The following is a 21,379-nucleotide window of genomic DNA, read 5'->3' as shown; positions in this document are numbered from 1 at the left end:
ATTCGTTTTTCTAATCGATCAGGTTACTACAACTGATCGACGTTATTTTTCCATGCTCTTTTGACCTATACTTGCAGTATGAGTGCACATTCCTTGCCAAGAATGCCCTCCTAGGGTAGTATACTGCAGAAATACTGCACTAATAGCACAAGCTTGGCTCGAAATACTACTATTTTGAAATATCGATGAGTTAAAACAAGCTACTTGATTTTTAAAACCTACCATTTCTCTATTCAGTGTCTTACTAATAATTTAAAAGAAAAAGCAAAAGCTTTTCGAAAAGTATAAAACATAGCATACCTCCGTTTTTAAAAGTAACCATATGTAGCTTGGTTAAAGAAATATCAGCTTATCTCCCAAAGCCACTCCTATCAAATATAGTCCATAATTATAAATCAAATACTTACCTTAAAATCAACAGACTTTAATTTTTCTATAAAAAGAAGTATTTACCTATTTTTATTACCAACATGCGCTAATCTCTTTATTAACTCTTATTTTTACATCATCTCAATAAGACGTTATTATGAATAAATTATACCAAGAGACAAGTCCATATTTATTACAACATGCCACTAATCCAGTACATTGGTTAGCATACAACAACTCAAGCCTTACATTGGCAAAACAAACTAATAAATTAATCATTATCAGTATAGGGTATTCTACTTGCCATTGGTGTCATGTAATGGAACATGAGAGTTTTGAAAACCGAGAAGTTGCTGATTTAATGAATCAACACTTTGTATCGATTAAGGTCGATAGAGAAGAAATGCCAGATATTGATGCTTTTTATATGAAATCTGTACAACTAATGACAAATCAAGGAGGGTGGCCCTTGAATGTTGTATGCCTTCCTGACGGTCGGCCAATCTGGGGAGGTACTTATTTTTCGAAAGAAAAGTGGTGTGATGCTTTAACTCAATTATCTGCCTTGTACCAATCTAAACCAAACACTGCTTTAGAGTATGCAGAACAATTACACCAAGGAATATCTGTACTAAGTGCTGCTCCTAGTCTTGTTACAGAAAACAACTTTGACTTTGCTCCATTATTAGACAAATGGAAAAAAAGCTTTGACTGGGAATATGGTGGATACAGCAGAACTCCAAAGTTCATGATGCCAACAAATTTACTATTCCTTCAAAATTACGGCCTATTAAAAGAAGATACCTCGCTACTAGAATACGTAGACCTCACCTTAACCAAAATGGCATGGGGAGGATTATTTGATACTATAGAAGGTGGTTTTTCGAGATATTCTGTTGACGACCGTTGGCATATCCCACATTTTGAAAAAATGCTATATGACAATGCACAATTACTGCAAGTCTATGCAGACGCATACAAACGAACACAAAATACACTATATAAAGAAGTTATAGAAAAAACTATTCAATTCATAGAAACTAATTGGAAAAACAACTATGGGGGATACTATTCAGCCTATGATGCTGATAGCCTAAATGCAAAAGGTCAATTAGTAGAAGGAGAGTTCTACGTTTGGACCATTGATGAATTAGAAGCAATTATTAGTACTAATTTTGATATTTTCTCTACTTTATACAATATTAATAGCTTCGGATATTGGGAAGACGAAAAATATGTCCTAATCCAAAATAACTCCATTGAAGCTATTGCTAAATATTACAATAAGTCAACTGATGAAATTCACCAACTCAAACAAAAATGGGAACAAGAATTATTGACATACCGAATAAAAAGAAAACACCCCCGTATTGACAACAAAGCACTATTATCTTGGAATGCTATGTACATTACTGGATTACTTGATAGCTATACAGCGCTAAGTGAGCCAACTTATCTCACACGTGCAAAAACATTGTTCAGTTTCATCCAAATACACTTAATGGATAACGAAACGCAAGAGCTATATCACAATTTTATAAACGGAAACAAAACACCTATTAAGGCATATTTTGATGACTATGCATTTTTTATTCAAGCTTGTATCCAGCTTTATGAGTGTACGGCCGAAGAATCTTATTTACGAATAGCAAAACAACAAACAGACTATTGCTTAGACAACTTCTTCGATGAAAACGCTATGTTTTTCTTCTTAAACGCAAAAACACAAGCTTATGTAACACGTATCTTTGAAACAGAGGACAATGTAATCCCGTCATCTAATGCAATCATGTGTATCAACCTATTAAAACTAGGTGTTTTATTCGAAAATAACTATTACACTAAACTAGCAAAAACTATGAACGGTACGATGTGTTCTCAAGTTGACTATCCTTCGGCTTATTCACATTGGCTATTGGCAAATCTATACATTGAACACCCACAAGAGTTAACCATTGTTGCTAATGATGCTTTAGAACTATCTTTAAACCTGAGAAAAGAGAATATTACCCATTCTTTTATCTTTCCGGTTCAAACAGAATCATCAATACCTTATTTAAGTAAATATACAATAAACCAAACAGTAAATAGTCAATACTACTTATGTACAAATTCTACTTGTTTAAAACCAGAAAATAATCCATCTTTTCTAACCAATCATAAACTATAAACATGCAAAAACTAGACGGCTTATTAAGCAATTACATAGACACTATTATAAAGTTTCTACCCGAAGTAGTAACTTCACTTTTTATCTTGGCAGTTGGAATGTTTGCCATCAAATTCTTGAAAAAACTAGCAAACAAGTTATTTTTAGAAAAGCGCATTGACCCTACATTTGCAAGTTTTTTAATAGACATACTTATTTGGGGACTGCGCATTTTACTATTTGTTATCATTGCTTCCAAATTAGGGATTCAAACTAGTTCTTTTGTAGCCATAGTAGGTGCAATGACTCTAGCGATTGGTTTAAGTTTACAAGGTTCATTGAGTAATTTTGCTGGAGGGGTATTAATCATCTTATTCAAACCCTTTCGCATTGGAGATACCATTGAAGCTCAAGGCGAAATAGGCAAAGTGCTAGGAATACATATATTTTCAACACAAATCCAGACTTCTCAAAACAATGTAGTCTATCTACCTAATGGAATACTTTCCAACGGAAAAATAAAAAACCTATCTCAAAATAACTTGAGAAAATTAGAAATCAATTTACAGACGACCTTACTCAAAAACACCAGTGAATTCATTGATAAGTTACAAGCCTCACTTGAACAAAACAATTTAATCCTCACACAGCCTGCACCTCATATTTACATAAAAGATTTACTTGATACAAAGATTACTTATACCGTACATGCTTGGGTAGAAAGTTCTGATAGCACGACAGTCACTTCGTATATACTTTATGAAGCAAAAAAAATAAGTGATGCCTTATAGCATCACTTATTTTTTTTAGTAGCCATCACAAAGTCCTTCAAATAAAAAGGCTCAAAGTATGCGACGTCTACAAACTCTTTGTTTATATATTTCTGATAACTAATTGTCACCATCTCTTTTGCTGAAGGATAAACGATCTTACTTAAAAAAGTGAAATTATCTTGTTTTAAGATCTCTTCACATTTAGCTGCACCATCACCAACAAAATAAACTTTATCCACTTGTCTCAATTCTTGGAATGAATTCTCATCAATTACTACAGCTTCTATGGGCTGAAGTTGTTGATATGTTTGATCAAAAACACTCGCGAATACCTCCATCCTACGTGCATCTATCATAGGTACTATTAACCCATCTGTATAGGGTACCGCTCTAGCTAATACTTCTAATGTATCCACTGCTATCATTGGAATACTTAGTCCATAACACAGTCCCTTCACTGAAGAAACCCCTATTCTCAATCCAGTATATGACCCTGGTCCTTGACTAATTGCTATACCGTCTAAGTCTTTTAGTGTTTTACCTACAGAAGCTAAGACAGCCTCTATAAACACATGAAGCTTCTCGGCATGTGAAAAGTTTTCTTCTGCAATCTCTTGTAATTTTACTAACTGCCCATCAACTGATAAAGATACCGAACAATTCTTTGTTGCAGTTTCAATATTCAAAAGTGTAATCATTCTATTCTACTTTAATCTTTTCTTTGTGTTGTAGCTGCTTATTAACCACGGAATAAGGCCCTGTAATCACTTCCTCTCCGGCTTCTAATCCTCCAACTACTTCAATATTTGTATCATCTTGAATACCTGTTTTTATAAACTTAAGATGCGCTACACCATCTTTAGATACAAATACAGCTTCTTTCATTTTATCCTTATCGTAGGCTTTGTTCTCTACATCCTTATTTTGGATAGTATCAGTAAGACTACGCATTACTACAGCACTAATAGGCACTGCTAAAACACCCTTTCGAACATTCGTAATAATCTCCACGGCTGCTGTCATACCCGGTCTAAATGGAGAATCATTCTCTACTCCTTCCTCAATTAGATCCTTATACGACTCCTCTAATATCTTAATCTTTACCTTGAATGTCGTTACTTGATCAGCAGACAGTGTTTGATTTGATGCCGAATTAGATATACTTGTTACAATTCCTTTAAACTCTTTTTTTAAATAAGCATCTACATTAATGATGGTTTCATCTCCTTCATTGATTTTCACTATATCATTTTCATTAATATCTACTTCTACTTCCATCTTACTTAAGTTAGCCACACGCAAGATTTCTGTACCCGCCATTTGCTGTGTACCTAAAACGCGCTCACCTAATTCCACATTGACTTTTGAAATTGTACCGTAAGTAGGAGAATATATAGTTGTACGCAATAAATTTCTCTTTGCCTCTGTCAAGGCTGCTTTAGCACTTTCTACGTTATAGTAAGCTGATTTATTCGTTGCTTTTGTAACTTCATAATTAGAAACAACTTTATCCCATTCAGAACCCGAAATAACACCTTTACTATACAGGGTTTTATTTCGTTCATAATTTGCTTGTGCTTCCTTCAACTGCGCTTGCGCTTGAGAGAGCCCTGCCATACTTGTTTCTAATACGGCTTGATTACGATCAACAATAGATTCATATAAATCTGGATTAATCTCTACTAGTAAGTCTCCTTTATTTACAACTTGTCCCTCTTTAATCGGCAAATTTATAATTTCTCCTGATACTTCTGATGTTAGTTTCACTTCTATCTCAGGTTGTACCTTACCCGTACCTGAAACTTTCTCTATTATATCATCTCTTCCTAATACCTTAACTTCAACAACGACACCTTCCTTCCTCTTACTAAAGACTCCTGTACTTAGACCTATTACTATTAAAAGGATAAGAACACTACCCCCTATTACATACTTTTTTTTCATATTGACTAATTGGAAAATAAAGGAACACCAAAATAATATTCTAGTATTCTCGTCTTAAATATATATTCATACTTACTCTTAAGCATATCTGATTGAGCAGCTACATACAAATTCTGGTTCTGATTTAGGTCAAATACATTGATCAAACCTACTGCATAACGCTCTTTCGCATACTCCAAAGACTTTTCCCTAGACTCCAAAGTTACTACACTAGCTTCATAACTTTTATGCGCATTCTTAGTATCAGTATATGCTTTGAATACTTGTTGCTCTAATTCTAATATTGCAACTTCTTTCTCATTGGAAATTTGTTGCTTAGATAGCCTAGCTAATTTCAAGCTATTTCTTGTCCTAAACCCAGTAAAGATAGGCACACTCAATGTCAATCCAACAAAGGATCTCAAATTATCCGATAGCTGATCAAAAAAAGGAGATGCTCCACCCATCATTGGCACTGTACTAGGCGCCAAAACTTTGGCATTACTACCCTCGACATACCCTATCTCACGAGGAAAACTTCCAATAGTATACCCCGTAACTCGATCAAGATAATTAGCATTCGTTGTCAAATTATAAACTCCTGTCAAAGTAGGATAAAATGAAGTTCGAGCTATTTTTACATTCTGCTCAGCTATTGCTAAATTCGTTTGCGCAATACGCACATTCATCAATGACTCAAATGCACGCTCTTTTATTTCTTCAGGACTATGTTTTAATATCTCTTCACCTTTCACTTCAAAATTAGTATCTGTTACATCAAATGTCGAATAAGATTCTAATTGCAGTAGCTGAGCTAGATTAAGCTTAGCCATGACTAATTGATTTTCTGAAGTAATTAGACGTTGACTAGATATAGCCACAGTTGCTTTAGCTTCTAACAGATCACCTGCTGGAACCACACCTGCGTCAACTAAGGTTTGCATTCGAATGCTTTGATCCTTATCGTAGGTCAATTGCACTTCATTGGTGCGAACTAGTTCTTTATTAAACATCACTTGCAAATAAGAATTAATCACTTGCAATGCAATATTTTCTTTCATCTGTTGAGCTTGATACTCTGAAGCCAGTTGATCCAATCTGGCTTTCACTAAACGATGTTGATTCACTTGCCCTTTATACAAGTCTACCGCCACATTTAGACCAAATGACGATGCCTGAACAGTCTTAGCATTCGTTCCGATTTCTTCAGATAGTGTACTATTAGCTATAGTCCAATTATGCTGACCATTAAAACTAACAGATGGTAGAAAGTCTCCTTTAGCCATTTGCTTTCTAACTGTAGACGCTTCTTTCTCTAATTCAGTTTGTTTTACTTGTATATTATGTGTGATAGCATAGGAAATACATTCTTCCAAAGTCCATTTTTTCTCTTGAGCAATACAAAACATACTGCCTCCTAGAAACATAAAGACTAAATATTTAAACCTTTTGACTCTCATAGTTAAATAATCCTAAAATACTATTTCATATAAAGGAATAAAAAAAACCGCTAATAACAGCGGTTTTTTGATACTTATTTTGCAACTTTCTTGCTTTTATAAACTCGATAACTGAAATAAAGTGCTGTAGGCACAAGCAAATAAGGAAAAATCATCAAATAAACAATCCCATCATTTACTGCTTCAGCCTTCACTCCTCCATCTTCCGTCTCTAGTACTGCTCGACACATAGCACACTGTGCATAGGTATCAGCCACACTAACCATTAAAAACAAAAAAAGAAATACTATTTTTTTCATCATACTAGTTAAGTTAATAAACCAACAGTTTAATTAATATAATACGGAGAGATCATAATATAAACAATTACTCCTGTAACAGCTACATATAACCACATAGGATATGTAATACGTGCTAATTTCTTATGTCTTTCATAGGCACCTGCAATTCCTCTCACAAATGTAAACAACACAAATGGTATGATAATAATCGACAACAAAATATGGGTAATTAAAATAAAGAAGTACACATAGCGTATAGTTCCTTCACCTCCAAACTTAGTCTCGATAGAAGTCATGTGATAAGCTACATACATCGCTAAAAAAGCAATACTACACCCAATACAAACTTTAATCAAGCGCTCGTGTAACTTGATGTTATTTTTCTTTTTTATAGCATATACCGCTGCAACCAATAAAATAGCAGTAATACCATTGATCGTTGCATATATTGGTGGCAAAAAGCTCAATGGCTTTACATCATACCCTAACTTTTGAAGATTTACACCAAACAAGATAGCAACAACTAAAGGGATTGCAATGGACAATACCCAAATCCACTTGTTATACTTCTTCTCTAAATTCGCATTTTCCATTATTCGTCTAATAACAATTTAATATCTTCTTTCAACCACTCTACAGCTTTATCATCCGTTCCATCGTAATATAAAATCGGATTACCATGTTCATCAACACGACAACGAATGTTTCCTTCTTTATCAATTAATGCAAACAATCCTGAGTGTTCGAATCCTCCAGCTGCTTCAGGATTTACTCCTGTATACAAGTTAAACTTCTTCGCTACATCATATATGTATTCCCCTTCACCTGTCATCATATTCCAATAAGGGTTCTTCACCCCTAATTCTTTTGCGTGTTCTTTTAAAGCTGCTGGTGTGTCATTAACTGGATCAATACTAATTGAGGCGATACCAAACTTCATATTGCCATAGAAAGCATCTTGCAACTTCAACATATTCATATTCATTATAGGACAGATCGTAGGACATTTTGCAAAAAAGAACTCTAACACATAAACCTTACCTGCGTACGATTCATTATTAATTACTTTTTCATCCTGATTGATTAACTCAAAATGTGGAGCTTTTCCCATAGTCATTAGATCTGCCTTTTCAAACTTCTTTATAACTTTTGGCATCACCCAAATACCAAAAATTAAAACTATAAAGGAGATCCAGATATACGATTTATCTTTCATATTATTGGTCTTTATTAATTCGTTTATACTTCTTCAATGCTAAGCGATATTCAGCTAACAATACTTTCACATCATCCATCATATCATTGTGCAATTCTGCAGCACTAATTGTAGAATACCCTTCTTTGTATTCAAATTGTCCTGCTTTGCTCTTTCCATTGCGCCCTCTCACATTTCTATCTTTATCCACAAGATAGACATTAACACTTGCCATGTCTTCATCTAATTTCCCCACTAGACCTAGTGAATTATAAAATGTTTGAATCTCATCTCGCTCTAAGAACAGATAATTCCAATTAGACATATCCGATATTGGGCTCAATTCATCAACTACCTTCTGCGCCTCTGCCTCACTTCCTTTTGGCAAAACCATCACTAATTGAAAATCATCAAAGTCTTTATACTTTTTATATATCTTTTGATTCAAGTTAAAAGCATCACCTCTATCTTTAAATAGATGAGCTCCTGGAAAACCAAGTACAGTGATCTTTCCTTCCAAGGCAGGGCTATTACCCAATAAGCTTTCCCCTTTTGGAAGTTCATTCACGCCTTCTGATATGATCGGTAAACGTTCGAATTGATTAACTCCTGATGCAAAAAAGAGATATGCACTAATCGGCATAATAAACAACAGGATAAGAATAAGGTATTTTTTCATTATACAGTCAGTTTCAATATGTGACGTACAAAAATAGAAAAAGGCGGTTAATAAACCGCCTTTTCAATATATAATATGTTATTAAAAAATCCACTTGTATTGTGAGCTTTGGAATACATCATATATGTAGTTTCCTTCAATCAAAACCAATGTGATTAAATAAACACATAAAAATCCTAAAACTCCTGCTACAGACCACTGGAATGATTTTTTCTCATGCTCTAAGTGCATGAAAGACCACATAATGTAGTATGCTTTAGCAATTGTTAAAATAATGAATATATAATTTAATAAACTTAAACCATAAATATAAACTTGGTGTAACGATTCTGGTTTAATGATACCTAATACAACCTCAACAAGAGTAATAATAGATAAAATAGCAAATACAGTCCAAATTTTCTTTGTATTTGATTGATGAGTTCCTTCTGATGCCATTATCAATATTTTTTTTTAAAATTAAACCAAATAGAAAAATGTAAATACGAATACCCACACTAAGTCAACAAAGTGCCAGTATAATCCTCCTTTTTCAACCATTTCGTATGATCCTCTTTTCTGATATGTTCCTAAAAGAACATTAAAGAAAATAACAATATTGATCAAGATACCTGTAAATACGTGGAATCCGTGGAATCCTGTAATAAAGAAGAAGAAATCACCGAATGTCTTGTGACCATATTCGTTGCGGATTAAGCTTGCACCTTCAACAACGATAGTAGCGTCATTAATTCGTTCTACTGATTGTTCTCTTGTTAATACTTCTTTGTATCGACGACCAGTCTCAGGATCTTGAATAGTTTTTTGCGTTCTGATTTTTACATCAGGATTAGCTAATAAACCAGCTTTAACCTCTGCTATAGAATAAGTAGCCGCTTCAGGTCCTTTTAAGAACCAAGTACCTTTTCCTCTCGTTAAAGTTGCCTCATCTCTGTTTTCGTCTACAATAGCAAAATCTGCTAATGCTATTTGCTTAGCTTCAGTTCCTTCTCCTTTTACAAAGTGAAGAATTGAACCTCCTCTTGTTTCAACAGCACCATAAGTTCCGTTAATAAAGTTTTTCCACTCCCAAGCTTGAGATCCTAAGAAAACTAAACCTCCTAGAATAGTTAAAAACATATACGTTGCAACTTTCCCTTTTTTCATTTGGTGACCAGCATCAACCGCTAGTACCATAGTAACTGAAGAGAAAATTAAGATAAATGTCATCAATGCAACATAGTACATTGGTGCATCTACTCCGTGTAGAAAAGGAAAGTGATTAAATACCTCGTCAGCAATTGGCCAAGTATCCATGAACTTGTAGCGTGTAAATCCATATCCTACAAGGAATCCACAAAATGTTAATGAATCTGATAATATGAAATACCACATCATCATTTTACCGTAGCTTACTTTTAGAGGCTCATTTCCTCCGCCCCATGTGTTTTCTTTAGTAGCTGCTGTAGTAACTGTCGCTCCCATAAAAAGTTGTTAGTTATAAAGTTCTCAAATTTAATTTAATTTTTTTATTTATAGAATGTAAAAAACAAAAACAAATAAATCCATAGCAAATCTAAAAAGTGCCAGAACCATGCACACAACTCTATACCAACGTATTGCTGTGCATTATATTTTTGTTTATAATGATTATAAATTACAACCATTAAAGCGATTATACCTCCAAATAGATGGGCGATGTGAACAATAACTATTACATATAAAAATGAAGTTGTGATTGTACTCTCGCTTCCAGTGAAGAAATATCCGTTTTCTATAACCTGACCGAAGCCTTTGAATTGCAAAAAAACAAATAACAATCCTAATATCAAAGTAATAAGCAAATAAGTTGTCGCTTTGCTATTTTGACCAGCTTTCGTTGCTTTTAGTGCTAAATGAATTGTAATACTACTTATCAAGATAGCTACTGTACTATATAAGAATGAATTGGGTAATACAAAATCGGTTAACCAGTCTGGTCGAGACTTACTTACTACATAAGCACTTGTCAGTCCAGCAAACACCATTGCTATACTTCCCAACGCGAAAAGCATCATTATCTTTAATGCCTTCCCCTTTTTTTCATAATGTTCTTGAGCAGTCATTTCCATATTTATCTTAGTATTTTATCGAGTATATAAATTATTTGAATTAATGAGATATAAGTTACACTTACCAACATCAATGAACGAGCTGCTTTATCTGTTCTACGCTTATACAACTTAATTGTTGCGCTCAACATCCATAATCCCGCCAACAAAACTAATACACCTGATATTGGTGTTAAATAAAGTCTTCCCGTCATTCCTGTCACAGGAACTAATGATGCGATAATTAACCACACAGTGTACAAAATTGTCTGTGTCGCTGTTTTGGTATCGCGTTTACCTGTTGGCAACATCGAAAAACCTCCCTTTTTATAATCGTCGTATAAGAACCACCCTATAGCCCAAAAGTGAGGAAACTGCCAAAAGAACTGAATCATAAACAATGTCCCTGCTTCAATCCCAAAATTATTAGTCGCTGCTACCCAACCTAACATAAATGGTATAGCACCTGGAAAGGCACCTACAAATACAGAAAGAGGTGTAATTGTCTTTAATGGAGTATATACACTTGTATATAAAAAGATAGAAATAGCTCCAAACATTGCTGTTTTTGGATTTACAGCATATAGTATACCAATACCTAAAACCGTTAATACAGTAGCTAATACAAAAGCTGCTGAAGGTTTTACTCGTCCTGAAGCAATTGGACGATTCATTGTACGTTTCATTTTTGCATCTAACTCGCGTTCAATAATTTGATTGTACACGTTTGATGCTCCTACCATGCAATAGCCTCCGATAGCTAAGGCAACTAGTATCCCTAAATCGATACTTTTTAAATCTGGGACAGCTAATAAGTAACCTGCTATAGTAGAAAAGACTACGCTTAGCGCTAGTCCCATTTTAGTCATTTCTTTAAATTCCTTAAGTACTGAAACGGAAGTACTTTTTTCAGAAGATATATTCAAAGCTGCTTTCATTTGTTTTTAATGAGTTGCAAATATAACTCAATTTTTAAAACAAACCGTAAAAACAGCAACAACAGCTTTGAATATAACAATACTTCTGTAAATTAGTAGTTATTTACCTCTCCACTTCCTTCTACTATCGTCTTGGCAGAAGATGTTCCTAAACGAGTTACTCCTAACTCAATCATTTTAATCGCCATTTCTCTATCTCTAATTCCTCCTGCTGCTTTCACAGGTAGTGGACCTGCATTCTCTACCATTAAAACTAACGATGGAATAGTAGCTCCATTTGGCACTCCTTCAGGAGTTTTATAAAAACCAGTAGACGATTTTACAAATACTTTTGAATAATCTTTTTCACTAAACTTACTCATCACAACATTTTTTATCAATGCTGTTAATTGTACAATTTCATTATCTTTTAACGCTGCAACTTCAATAATCCATTTCACAACTTTTCCTGCTTTAAGCCCTAGCGCAGTACATTGTTCTACTTCATCTTTTACTTGCTCTGTCAACCCTTTTTTGAAAGCATTGTAATCTACAACGTAATCTAATTCATCTACTCCATCAACAATCGCTTGTTTAGCTTCTTTTAATTTTGCCTCTAGACCGCCATTCCCTACTGGAAAGTCAATTACTGTCCCAATTAATACTTTAGAATTTGCTGCATCTACCAATTTACGACCTGTAGCCACTTGTTCTGGTCGAATCATTGCTAATTTAAAATGTTCTTGAATAGCCTCTTCAACCAAATCATTTACCACTTGGTTGTTTTCAGCTTCACTTAAACCTGCTTGCTCAGCAGTCTTTAAGTAAGTCGAATCCATAAATTCTCTTAAATCTCTCATAGTATAATTATTAAAAGTAAAAAAGCCCCTATAAAGGGGCTTTTCAATATTTTACCATTTCTTAATTGTTGCGTTGCACAGTATTAATCCTATGCTACTTCCTAAACAATTTGCAAAAAAATCTGCCCATTCAGCACTTCGACTCGATGTACAATAGTATTGCATTAATTCTATTGATCCACCAATCACAACTACTAATGTAAAGATAACAAATGTTAAAGAAACTTTCGAGATCTTTTGCCTTCTTTTTGCAGCATAATTATACCAAAGAACTGTAAATACCAAATAGAAAACAAAATGCGCTATCTTGTCTTTATGCGGTATATTCAGCATTGATACTTTAGGAACTGAACTTCCTTCACTTAGGCACGCTATTAAAACAAAAACAGTCCAGATAGCGCCTAACCAAAATAAAAGCCTATGCCCCAATTAATTCTTTGTATTCCTCTGCAGATAACAAATCAGCTAATTCTGATTCATTAGTGAATTGAATTTTAATCATCCATCCTGCACCATATGCATCAGTATTTACTAATTCTGGCTCAGACTCTAATCCTTCGTTAAATTCAATAATCTCTCCTGTTAATGGTAGAAATAAATCAGAAACAGTTTTAACTGCCTCTACTGTACCAAACACTTCTTCTTTATCTAATGTTTGATCTACTGTTTCTACTTCCACATATACGATATCTCCTAATTCCTTTTGAGCGAAATCAGTGATTCCTACTGTAGCAATGTTTCCTTCAATTGCAACCCATTCGTGGTCTTTTGTGTACTTTAAATTAGCTGGTATGTTCATTATAATTTAGTTTTAAGCAAATGTATAATATTATTACTAATTTGTCACTCTCTTCTACCAAATTTTCATTCGTTCTACTTAGTCTTTATTATATTCTCAAGTAAAAGACTACCCCTAGAGGGGGAAACTAATCCTATTTAATTTATTTTGTTCAAACAAAAACATATCCTTTGATAATCAAAATACTCACTCATAAATCAAACTCGAGTAATCCCATCAAAAATTCAAACATATTGCATCAAGAGCGATTATTCAGGTAAAAATTCACTTTTCGTTTTTTTCACGCTTTGACAATGGTCGGGACTTTTTCCATCGAAAAGTCTCGACCACCTCCCGATCACTACTCCAACACATCGTGACAATTGCAAATCGGAATTTGTAACCAGAAAAAATTTAGATTCAAAAAAGGGAGGGGAATAAAAAAGCGCACTAAATAAAGTTTTTAGTGCACTTTTAAAATATGATTAATTTCCAAAATTATATCGAACTGTAAATCCTGATCGAATATTAGTAATTGGATACATTGTTGACATCATTGCTTTAGAAAATGAATGATCATAGAAGAAGATAGCAGTTAAATTCTTACTCAACATATAATCTGCTGTGATACGCAGTGACCACATGTCTTGTCCTCCTCCGACTTGCTCACTTTCAAAGTCTAAATAACGTACCAGTGTTTCGCGTTTACTCAAGGTTAAATCAGCTTTGATATTTATGTCACTTTCTACTCTACCGCCCATACCTCCATTGGCATACATCGAATTAAAACCAACATCTTTTATTCGATACCCTAACCCAAGTACAAAGTCATTTCCTACTGTTTGGGTCAATGACAAATTATCTAAACTCAAAGACAGCATTCGGTCTTTTCTTATCTCTGCCATTACTCTAATATACGATTTTGTTTCTAAATCTAATTTAACCAAAGGATTAAATTGCTCATACATCGTAACGTTATTAACCACATATTCCGACGGAATATTCTTACCATCAAACTCACTCGGATTCTTTTGATAATTGTAATAATCGTAATTTGAAGAATAAGACCCTAATGTATAAGCTGCTCTATAACCGTGATGAATAGAAAACTTTCTAAAATTATCTTTAATCAATCCTACTTTCATCAGTCCAGTATAGCGCAAATTCCAGTTTGGCAAAGGTACATCTCTAAAGATACTCGTCGAGGCCTTACTTGTCGTACCTCCAGAATAAGCAGAATAAAAAGCAGGTATTAAGACAGCTTGACTATTCGATCCATAACCAATCGGATACCCTTTGGCATCTAAGTTTGCAGGGTTAGAAATGTCTATACCATTTGCCACTGCTAATTTATTAGCAACAACCAAACGATTAGCTAAGAACTGATCAAAAGCATTGTCATTAGAAAAGGAAGTCCTAATCATCATAGTTGACATCGTAAAGTTCCCGTAGCTATTTGGCGACTGAGGAATATACACTCCCGCTTCAACCACAAACTGTTCTGACATATTATCTGACCTCATGCGGTTCGCAGTAACATCAATCACCAAGTCATTAAGTGGACGAACGGAAGCAGTAACATTTAGCATTTTATTACTAACTTGAGTATATGACTGGTTCATGTTTGGAAACTCTGTCAAATAACCATTGCGCGCAGCATCAAAGCGTACATCTGCCTGACTTCCAAAAACAAAACCAAGTGTAGGCTTACTCGTCCCAAAAAATCCTACTCCAGGCATATAACCTGGTAATAGTGTACTACTATTTTCAGTATAGTTAATCTGTATATTCTTTACAGAAGTCAATAAATCTCTAAACACTCCTAATGTCTTACCAGCTATACTAGGTTTATCATCTTCTATTGCATTCTTTTTTTGCACTACTTTTTGTCCAGGGACAATAGTCGCTTTTTTCGCTTTATTTTGATCTTTTTGTCTTCGATTACCCCCTTTACCAATTCCAATATAACTATACAAAGTCTCCATGCTAAAGGTAGTATTAAATGCTTGACTACGAGAATTTTGAATTGTATTTCCTAGACTATACGTCACACCATCTAACTCGACTTCCGAAAATGCCTCAGAAGCTCTTTGCCAGTTATATGTCCCTGTATAAGTATAACTTGAACGAACAAATGCCAAGAAAGGAATCTTATTTAAAGGCAATTCATACGTAAGATTAACCTGTTGTGTAAACTGGTTTGGTTTACCAACGTTAAAATAGTCATCCCAAATCGTATTACTCTCATCGATAACACCTGTAGTACTATCGTAATAATTTCTCACGACATTATTACTCCCCCCCACATAAGTCATACGCAGTGAACGAGTCAAATCAAGATTAAACCCATAATTGTAATTAAAGAAATAATTTCTCCTATACAAAGGATCTAAACCTATTCCTTCAACATCCAACAAACGGAACTGTTGTCTATTATACTGTCTTAATACATTTGAACTAAACGAAATATTCGTTGGAATCAAATTAAAATTAAAATCCTTAATAATCTTTAAATAAGTACTACTTAAAAAGTCTAATTTCTTAAAAGGTTCAATAGATTTACTCTGAAATGAATATCCGTAATCTACTGAAGTTCTTACTTGCTGTTCTAAACTAGAGTCAATTTCATAATCGTGGTGCGTAACTTCATTATAGCTATGTGATACAGTCAAGTTTTCGACATCCCAAATCCTTGCTTTTTTCTCAGGGTTTCTCTGTTTATTTACCCCAATGAAGTTGATACTTTTTCGTTTGGTATAATCCATTGCACGCTTTTCTATTTCCTCTGCTTCTGCGGAAGACTTCGCATTTGACTTAACCAAACTAAGTTTCAAATCAAGATTATTAGGGTCGTATTCTGGCGTAATAAATTCTTCACTAATCGAATAATTAAACGGTAAAACCACTCCCCAACGCTTAGGCAACAAGTGACCAAGATTTACATTCGTAACAATATTATATGACTTATAGTCCTCTCTACTTCGCTGTTGTGGCCCTTGTTCAAGTCCTCCAAAACCAACAGTTGAACGCATACCTGTAGCCGATATAGTAGCAAAATCAGCAAAGTTGGCATCTACTGCTGCAGTAGCTGCCCAGCCTCCTTCGTTTTCCATATCAGATAAACGCAATTCGTCAAACCAAAACTCTCCTTGAATCGGGTTCAATGATTTGTTTCTCACACCTATCATCATCATGCGGACTTTAGCAAAATTCGGATTCCCCTTAATACCAATTAGAATATCTTTTCGCTCTCCTCCTAGCTCAGCTTCTGTCTTTGACATATAAGCTGAATTTAATTGATTGCCTTGACGACCATCAGTCATTTTCATAATCTTTAACTTAGTCAAATAATCCAAGTTTAGATTAAGCTCATTTTCTTTTGGCCAAATATCCTCAGCAAGTGTTTTTGATGATTCAGTAACTTTCAATGGAATTTCTATTTGATAATAATTATCCACTAAATCATTACCGATACGAATAAAAGCAACTGCTTCATCGTCTAATAGACCATTATTAATTCCATTTGCTATTGCCTCAGCGTGAATAAACATACGCAATTTTTTATACTGACGCATATCCACATTGAAGTTCTTATAAACTGCCCTAGCATCTCCAGAAGTCAAACCATACCCTGCATTATAATCTTTTGAATAAATCTTTAATGCTAAAGATTGTTCATTCTGATTGACCAAGGTATTATTCATATACATTTGCTCTCTATATACACCCGGAGGAGTAACATAAGGAATTGGTTTTTTTGCATGGTTATCTTGGATATTCACAGACGTAACATCAAATGCTGTAGAACTTCCTTCTTTCTCTGCTTCATATTCACTTCCCTCACGATCAAAATCACTATAATTGCGATCCGATTTACGCCAATCAGAACGAATCAAATTCAGACTTCCAAAACGCAAAGTAACTTGCTTTTCGAATCCAGTAACAAACATTCGCATAAAACGCATCGAACGCATATCTATTTCAAGGTCATCACTATTACCATTAATCTTTTCGCCATTCTTGTCGATAGGAACTTTAAACTGAAGCCAACGAACCTTTGATATAGAACCATCGGCTAATTTAATATCCGACTCCCTTATATCAACCAAATAGCGATCACCAATTTGCATACCAGGCTTAATATCTATACCATATTGAAAATAAGCATCTAAAGTATTCATCGTATTATCCCCATCTACATCTTCCGCATCAGGTGAATTATTTCCTGAACGTCCTCCTCCTGCGGGACTATTCCCTTCGGTACCATTATAGTCTCTATAACGCTGTAAAATACCACCCTCAGCATCTAAATAGTGTACAAAATTATCCGCAGCTGGATCTGCTAAATGAGCAAACTTTGGAAACCATATTTTCTCTTCTTCGTCACTTAATCCATCGAGACCAACATCTTGCTTACGTCTATTGTCTGCATTAGTATCGAAAGCATAAATCAGAGAAGGTGCTGCTGGCACTTTACCCCAAGCTGTCTTGATAATACTATTCTCATTAATAGCAGAAGTAGGCAATCCATTTTCATACTGCTTATAACCATCTCGTAAAATATCTTCAGATATTAATCCAAAGTTCAATTTCAATTGTCCTGTATTAGAACTACCGATATTTCCCACTTCATAAGGATCCATCAACCAAAACTCTAAAGCTTCAATATTGGCTTGTTCAAAATTAGAGGTACTTAGACTACGCATAATACCTCCCCAATTATTCTTTGGAGTACTCGATTTTCTAGATTTTTCGTATTCAGGATTAAAGTTATAAGGACCTCTTTCTTCAGGATAATATGTTAAATCCAGTGTAGTTAAAACTCTACTTTCTCCATAAGCAATATCTTTGTTTGGGTATAGTTCCTCACTGTACACACGACGTGTTGCATTAGACGATAAATCAAACTCCGTAACACCATTAGGTTTAGCTCCTACATAAAAAGCAGGATCAATTGTATACCAGCTAAGTTTAGCTCTTCGGTAACCGTCTTCTAAACGACCTTGACCATTAGAAGTATTGTCATAACTCGGGATTGTAAAATCGTCAACCCTGTCTTTGTAATAAAACCCTTTAGGTACACTCGCTAATCTCCAAGCGAAAGGACTCTTAATATCAATAGTTGATTGTGTCCCCTCAAAGTCATCAACATAAGAAGTAGCCTCACCATTCATACTGTCCATCTTAGAAGATTCAGGTTGTAAATAAGCAAACTCCCCTCTAAAAGATACACGAGATTCTACATCTGTATCTATATTCGGCAACTTATTAACTAAACGAGTAAAAAATGGAACCTCAGTCGAATATTGAGCATTGAATCCCCAAATAGTATTGTTCACTGCCTCAGATCCATAACTAGACTTATGTGTCATTGGCCGTTCTGAAAGACGTAAAAAACTACCGCCCACAATAAAGTCTTTATTAAACTTGTGTTCAACATTAACACCAAAAAAACGTTTTGTTTGTTGGCCAAACATTGTATTGTTTTCTACAGATACATCAATTGGAGTGTTCGATGCTAAAAGTGCAGGATCAAGTATAATCACACGTCCTCTATTATAGTCCACTGTATAATCTGCTCCTTCAACAAGCAAACGTCCTCCAGCTTTTACTATTACAGACCCTGGTGCTACATTATAAGCTCCTATTGGAATACCCTGCCCCATTGAGCTTGAGTACTTTCCTTTTAACTGAAACTTGTTCTTTTGACTCTGACTACGAATAGCTGATGCTTTTGTCCCAGTATAAAGTTCTTTAAAGACATACTTCTTTTGGTTCTCATTGAATACACCTAGTTCATAGTCAGAGTTATCCAATGCGCCTTCTTTTAATTTATTAAATAAATGTTCTCCAAAAGGCTCTGCAGTAGTAAATATAATACGTCCATTAATCGCATCAATTGTTAAACCATCAATTGTATTTCTAGCGTATTGGTTATTATTATTTCCTGTACCATAGCCATTATTTCCGTAACCATTACTTCCACCAAATCCACCAAAACCGCCATTATTTCCATAACCATTCCCATAGTTATTGTTGGAATTTTGATTATTATAACCATTAGACCCCATATTTGCATTCGGATTATTTGGGTCAAATACATTCTGCATATTTCCATTGGCAATAAAATCAAAGAAACCATCACCTCCTGCCTGTGGATCATTAGTATAATTCAATCGATCTAAATGAAAAACTTTTAAAAGAGGCGTACGTTCAACCCCTTCAGGAAGAGGATTACTAGTGACCGACTTTATATAATTCAACGGAGAAGGATCAGTATAAAGAATATTAAAACGAAATCTATCTTGTGATATATAAGATGCATTCGGAATCTGATAAATATTCTTCATCATCAAACGCCAAATAGGAGCATTAGTTAATGTAATACTACTTTTCAATAGTTTAACAACTATATTCTGAGCCAAAGGGACATTATCCGTTGGTTGACTTTCATTTGCCTGATTATTACTATCTGTTCCAAACTCCCCGACTTGATACACCTTATCACCAATCGTGTATTGGAAAGCCACAGCCAAGACTTCATCATTTGACAAACGCTGATTTAACGAAATATACCCCAACTGAGGATGGTAAGTAAATTCTGAATTTGTTAACTTACGGGCACTCTCAACTTTCACAAAATCTCTTCCTTCCTGTACAGCATTGACGAAACCAGTACTTCCTGAAGTTCCAAGACGAATATCAGGTTTTAGAAAATAGAGAGGTTGCCCAATTTTCTTTGGATCATATAAATTGTTAGCATTATCTGGAAGCGCATTACTAGCTGTATTTACAAAGAAATTAGGTTCCTGTGCAGAAACATAACGATTATCTCCTCGCTTACTCTTTCCTTCCCCTAAATCTTGAATAGCTACTAAGTTTCGAGCATTGTTATTGGTTTGTCCTAAACGACTATAACGGTTAGTTATCCACACCTCTACACGAGTAATACGAACCCGTGTATTAACATAAGGATACTTCTTTAAAGCATCATCGTAATTTTCTCTAAAGTATTGAGATAGAAAAAAGTGTCGATTCTCATCATAATCAATAGCTAATAATTCAAAATCCTCCAATGCTCCACCGCCATCAGCACGAACAGAAGTTGTCTGTGATTTTTGTTCAGAAAATACTCCACGTACAGTTGTACGCCCAAACTGCAACTCAGTTTTCACTCCAAATAAACTCTGTGCACCACGTATCAATGACCCCGTAATAGGCATACTCACATTACCCACTTCTACCTTCCTAACGATATCATCTTCGTCTGGCTCAAATGACAATTTCATTAAATTTTGAAAGTCAAAGGTAGCTTGTGTGTCGTAATTAGCATTTACACTTAAACGCGTCCCCACCATACCTTGTAATCCCATACTAATGCGTTGATCAAAGTCAAACATCATATTCTTGCGATTACGGGCAGACATGACTGGATTATCCTGTTTAGAATAACGAACCCCCATGTCAAACTCAACAGAACCAGTTGGCTTCACATCAATAGTATTAGACCCAAATATACCTACGAATAATTTTGAATTGACATAATAACGTGGCAACATATCACGCTGAGCTTCTTCATCATCTAGTCGTCCATGCATTGCGTTAAAACGCTGTTGAAAATACTTGCGTATTTCACTGCGAAGAACTAACTCCTCATACTCTTTACGAGTTAAAATCAATGGTAAATTGACATTAAAGTCACCGACTGTCTTGGTAAAATAATATCGATCTGTACTAGGTTTATAAGAATAGGCCTCACGTATAACACTTGGATCTGGCAAAAGAAAGTCACCAAAATCATACTTTGGCAATAAAGTATCTCTCTCTTGTTCAAACGCTTCAATCCATTGATTTTGTTCTTCTTGAGTAGGCAATAGCTCTTCTTGCCCATAAATATTAAAAGATATGGACAACAACAATAAAACG

17 protein-coding genes are annotated in these 21,379 nt (G+C 34.7%); 2 read left to right on the top strand and 15 right to left on the bottom strand.

From position 1 onward, the window contains the following. Nucleotides 1-526: 526 nt before the first annotated feature. Both GJV77_RS01850 and GJV77_RS01845 read left to right on the top strand, forming a co-directional pair. A complete protein-coding gene (locus tag GJV77_RS01850; protein ID WP_155034653.1) occupies nt 527-2,539 on the top strand; it encodes a thioredoxin domain-containing protein in 2,013 nt (670 codons plus the stop codon). Nucleotides 2,540-2,541: 2 nt separating this feature from the next. Continuing rightward, on the top strand, nt 2,542-3,309 hold the full coding sequence (locus GJV77_RS01845; RefSeq protein ID WP_155034652.1) for a mechanosensitive ion channel family protein: 768 nt from the start codon (nt 2,542-2,544) through the stop codon (nt 3,307-3,309). A gap of 2 nt (nt 3,310-3,311) precedes the next feature. On the opposite strand, the gene tsaB is transcribed toward GJV77_RS01845, so the two are convergent. The 15 genes from tsaB to sov all read right to left on the bottom strand — a co-directional run bounded on the left by tsaB (nt 3,312) and on the right by sov (nt 21,297). Further along, nucleotides 3,312-3,989, bottom strand: coding sequence for a tRNA (adenosine(37)-N6)-threonylcarbamoyltransferase complex dimerization subunit type 1 TsaB (gene tsaB, locus GJV77_RS01840; protein ID WP_155034651.1), 678 nt, complete (start codon nt 3,987-3,989; stop codon nt 3,312-3,314). A 1-nt stretch (nt 3,990) separates the two neighbouring features. Further along, on the bottom strand, nt 3,991-5,235 hold the full coding sequence (locus GJV77_RS01835; RefSeq protein WP_155034650.1) for an efflux RND transporter periplasmic adaptor subunit: 1,245 nt from the start codon (nt 5,233-5,235) through the stop codon (nt 3,991-3,993). Between the two features lie 5 nt (nt 5,236-5,240). Continuing rightward, complete coding sequence (locus GJV77_RS01830; protein WP_240142798.1) at nt 5,241-6,641, bottom strand: TolC family protein; 1,401 nt, start codon at nt 6,639-6,641, stop codon at nt 5,241-5,243. 107 nt (nt 6,642-6,748) lie between these two features. Next, nucleotides 6,749-6,976 carry a hypothetical protein gene (locus GJV77_RS01825; RefSeq protein WP_193563668.1) on the bottom strand — a complete coding sequence of 76 codons (228 nt, stop codon included), beginning with the start codon at nt 6,974-6,976 and terminating at the stop codon, nt 6,749-6,751. A 26-nt stretch (nt 6,977-7,002) separates the two neighbouring features. Next, the gene (locus GJV77_RS01820; protein WP_155034648.1) at nt 7,003-7,548 is read right to left on the bottom strand and encodes a DUF420 domain-containing protein; all 546 of its coding nucleotides are present in this window, start codon (nt 7,546-7,548) and stop codon (nt 7,003-7,005) included. Further along, nucleotides 7,548-8,171: an SCO family protein gene (locus GJV77_RS01815; protein WP_155034647.1), complete on the bottom strand. Its 624-nt coding sequence runs from the start codon at nt 8,169-8,171 to the stop codon at nt 7,548-7,550. Before GJV77_RS01815 ends, GJV77_RS01820 begins: the two co-directional genes overlap by 1 nt. A gap of 1 nt (nt 8,172) precedes the next feature. Next, the gene (locus tag GJV77_RS01810; RefSeq protein WP_240142797.1) at nt 8,173-8,829 is read right to left on the bottom strand and encodes a hypothetical protein; all 657 of its coding nucleotides are present in this window, start codon (nt 8,827-8,829) and stop codon (nt 8,173-8,175) included. A gap of 81 nt (nt 8,830-8,910) precedes the next feature. Beyond that, entirely contained in the window at nt 8,911-9,267 is a 357-nt protein-coding gene (locus GJV77_RS01805) for a cytochrome C oxidase subunit IV family protein (RefSeq protein ID WP_155034646.1), read from the bottom strand. A gap of 21 nt (nt 9,268-9,288) precedes the next feature. After that, a complete protein-coding gene (locus GJV77_RS01800) occupies nt 9,289-10,293 on the bottom strand; it encodes a cytochrome c oxidase subunit 3 (protein ID WP_155034645.1) in 1,005 nt (334 codons plus the stop codon). A gap of 44 nt (nt 10,294-10,337) precedes the next feature. Then, a complete protein-coding gene (locus GJV77_RS01795; protein ID WP_155034644.1) occupies nt 10,338-10,919 on the bottom strand; it encodes a cytochrome c oxidase subunit 3 in 582 nt (193 codons plus the stop codon). Nucleotides 10,920-10,921: 2 nt separating this feature from the next. Further along, nucleotides 10,922-11,836 (bottom strand): heme o synthase, encoded by a 915-nt coding sequence (cyoE, locus tag GJV77_RS01790; RefSeq protein ID WP_155034643.1) that lies wholly within the window; start codon nt 11,834-11,836, stop codon nt 10,922-10,924. A gap of 92 nt (nt 11,837-11,928) precedes the next feature. Beyond that, nucleotides 11,929-12,675, bottom strand: coding sequence for a deoxyribose-phosphate aldolase (gene deoC, locus GJV77_RS01785; RefSeq protein ID WP_155034642.1), 747 nt, complete (start codon nt 12,673-12,675; stop codon nt 11,929-11,931). A 51-nt stretch (nt 12,676-12,726) separates the two neighbouring features. Continuing rightward, complete coding sequence (locus GJV77_RS01780; protein ID WP_240142796.1) at nt 12,727-13,008, bottom strand: VanZ family protein; 282 nt, start codon at nt 13,006-13,008, stop codon at nt 12,727-12,729. Between the two features lie 85 nt (nt 13,009-13,093). Continuing rightward, nucleotides 13,094-13,474, bottom strand: a complete 381-nt coding sequence (gcvH, locus tag GJV77_RS01775) for a glycine cleavage system protein GcvH (protein WP_155034640.1) — start codon at nt 13,472-13,474, stop codon at nt 13,094-13,096. 464 nt (nt 13,475-13,938) lie between these two features. After that, nucleotides 13,939-21,297, bottom strand: coding sequence for a T9SS outer membrane translocon Sov/SprA (gene sov / locus GJV77_RS01770; protein WP_449406769.1), 7,359 nt, complete (start codon nt 21,295-21,297; stop codon nt 13,939-13,941). Nucleotides 21,298-21,379 lie beyond the last annotated feature (82 nt).

Source organism: Myroides pelagicus (assembly GCF_009711055.1).
Taxonomy (GTDB): Bacteria; Bacteroidota; Bacteroidia; order Flavobacteriales; family Flavobacteriaceae; genus Flavobacterium; species Flavobacterium pelagicum.
The sequence above is the reverse complement of the archived record's forward strand: the minus strand, read 5'-3'. Positions and strand labels throughout refer to the sequence as shown.

Coding starts and splice junctions, on each gene's coding strand:
- GJV77_RS01805 (WP_155034646.1), bottom strand. CDS start 9,267: ATGGCATCAGAAGGAACTCATCAATCAAATACAAAGAAAATTTGGACT.
- GJV77_RS01825 (WP_193563668.1), bottom strand. CDS start 6,976: ATGATGAAAAAAATAGTATTTCTTTTTTTGTTTTTAATGGTTAGTGTG.
- GJV77_RS01795 (WP_155034644.1), bottom strand. CDS start 10,919: ATGGAAATGACTGCTCAAGAACATTATGAAAAAAAGGGGAAGGCATTA.
- GJV77_RS01780 (WP_240142796.1), bottom strand. CDS start 13,008: ATGCTGAATATACCGCATAAAGACAAGATAGCGCATTTTGTTTTCTAT.
- GJV77_RS01845 (WP_155034652.1), top strand. CDS start 2,542: ATGCAAAAACTAGACGGCTTATTAAGCAATTACATAGACACTATTATA.
- cyoE (WP_155034643.1), bottom strand. CDS start 11,836: ATGAAAGCAGCTTTGAATATATCTTCTGAAAAAAGTACTTCCGTTTCA.
- GJV77_RS01810 (WP_240142797.1), bottom strand. CDS start 8,829: ATGAAAAAATACCTTATTCTTATCCTGTTGTTTATTATGCCGATTAGT.
- GJV77_RS01835 (WP_155034650.1), bottom strand. CDS start 5,235: ATGAAAAAAAAGTATGTAATAGGGGGTAGTGTTCTTATCCTTTTAATA.
- GJV77_RS01830 (WP_240142798.1), bottom strand. CDS start 6,641: ATGTTTCTAGGAGGCAGTATGTTTTGTATTGCTCAAGAGAAAAAATGG.
- deoC (WP_155034642.1), bottom strand. CDS start 12,675: ATGAGAGATTTAAGAGAATTTATGGATTCGACTTACTTAAAGACTGCT.
- GJV77_RS01800 (WP_155034645.1), bottom strand. CDS start 10,293: ATGGGAGCGACAGTTACTACAGCAGCTACTAAAGAAAACACATGGGGC.
- GJV77_RS01850 (WP_155034653.1), top strand. CDS start 527: ATGAATAAATTATACCAAGAGACAAGTCCATATTTATTACAACATGCC.
- GJV77_RS01820 (WP_155034648.1), bottom strand. CDS start 7,548: ATGGAAAATGCGAATTTAGAGAAGAAGTATAACAAGTGGATTTGGGTA.
- tsaB (WP_155034651.1), bottom strand. CDS start 3,989: ATGATTACACTTTTGAATATTGAAACTGCAACAAAGAATTGTTCGGTA.
- gcvH (WP_155034640.1), bottom strand. CDS start 13,474: ATGAACATACCAGCTAATTTAAAGTACACAAAAGACCACGAATGGGTT.
- GJV77_RS01815 (WP_155034647.1), bottom strand. CDS start 8,171: ATGAAAGATAAATCGTATATCTGGATCTCCTTTATAGTTTTAATTTTT.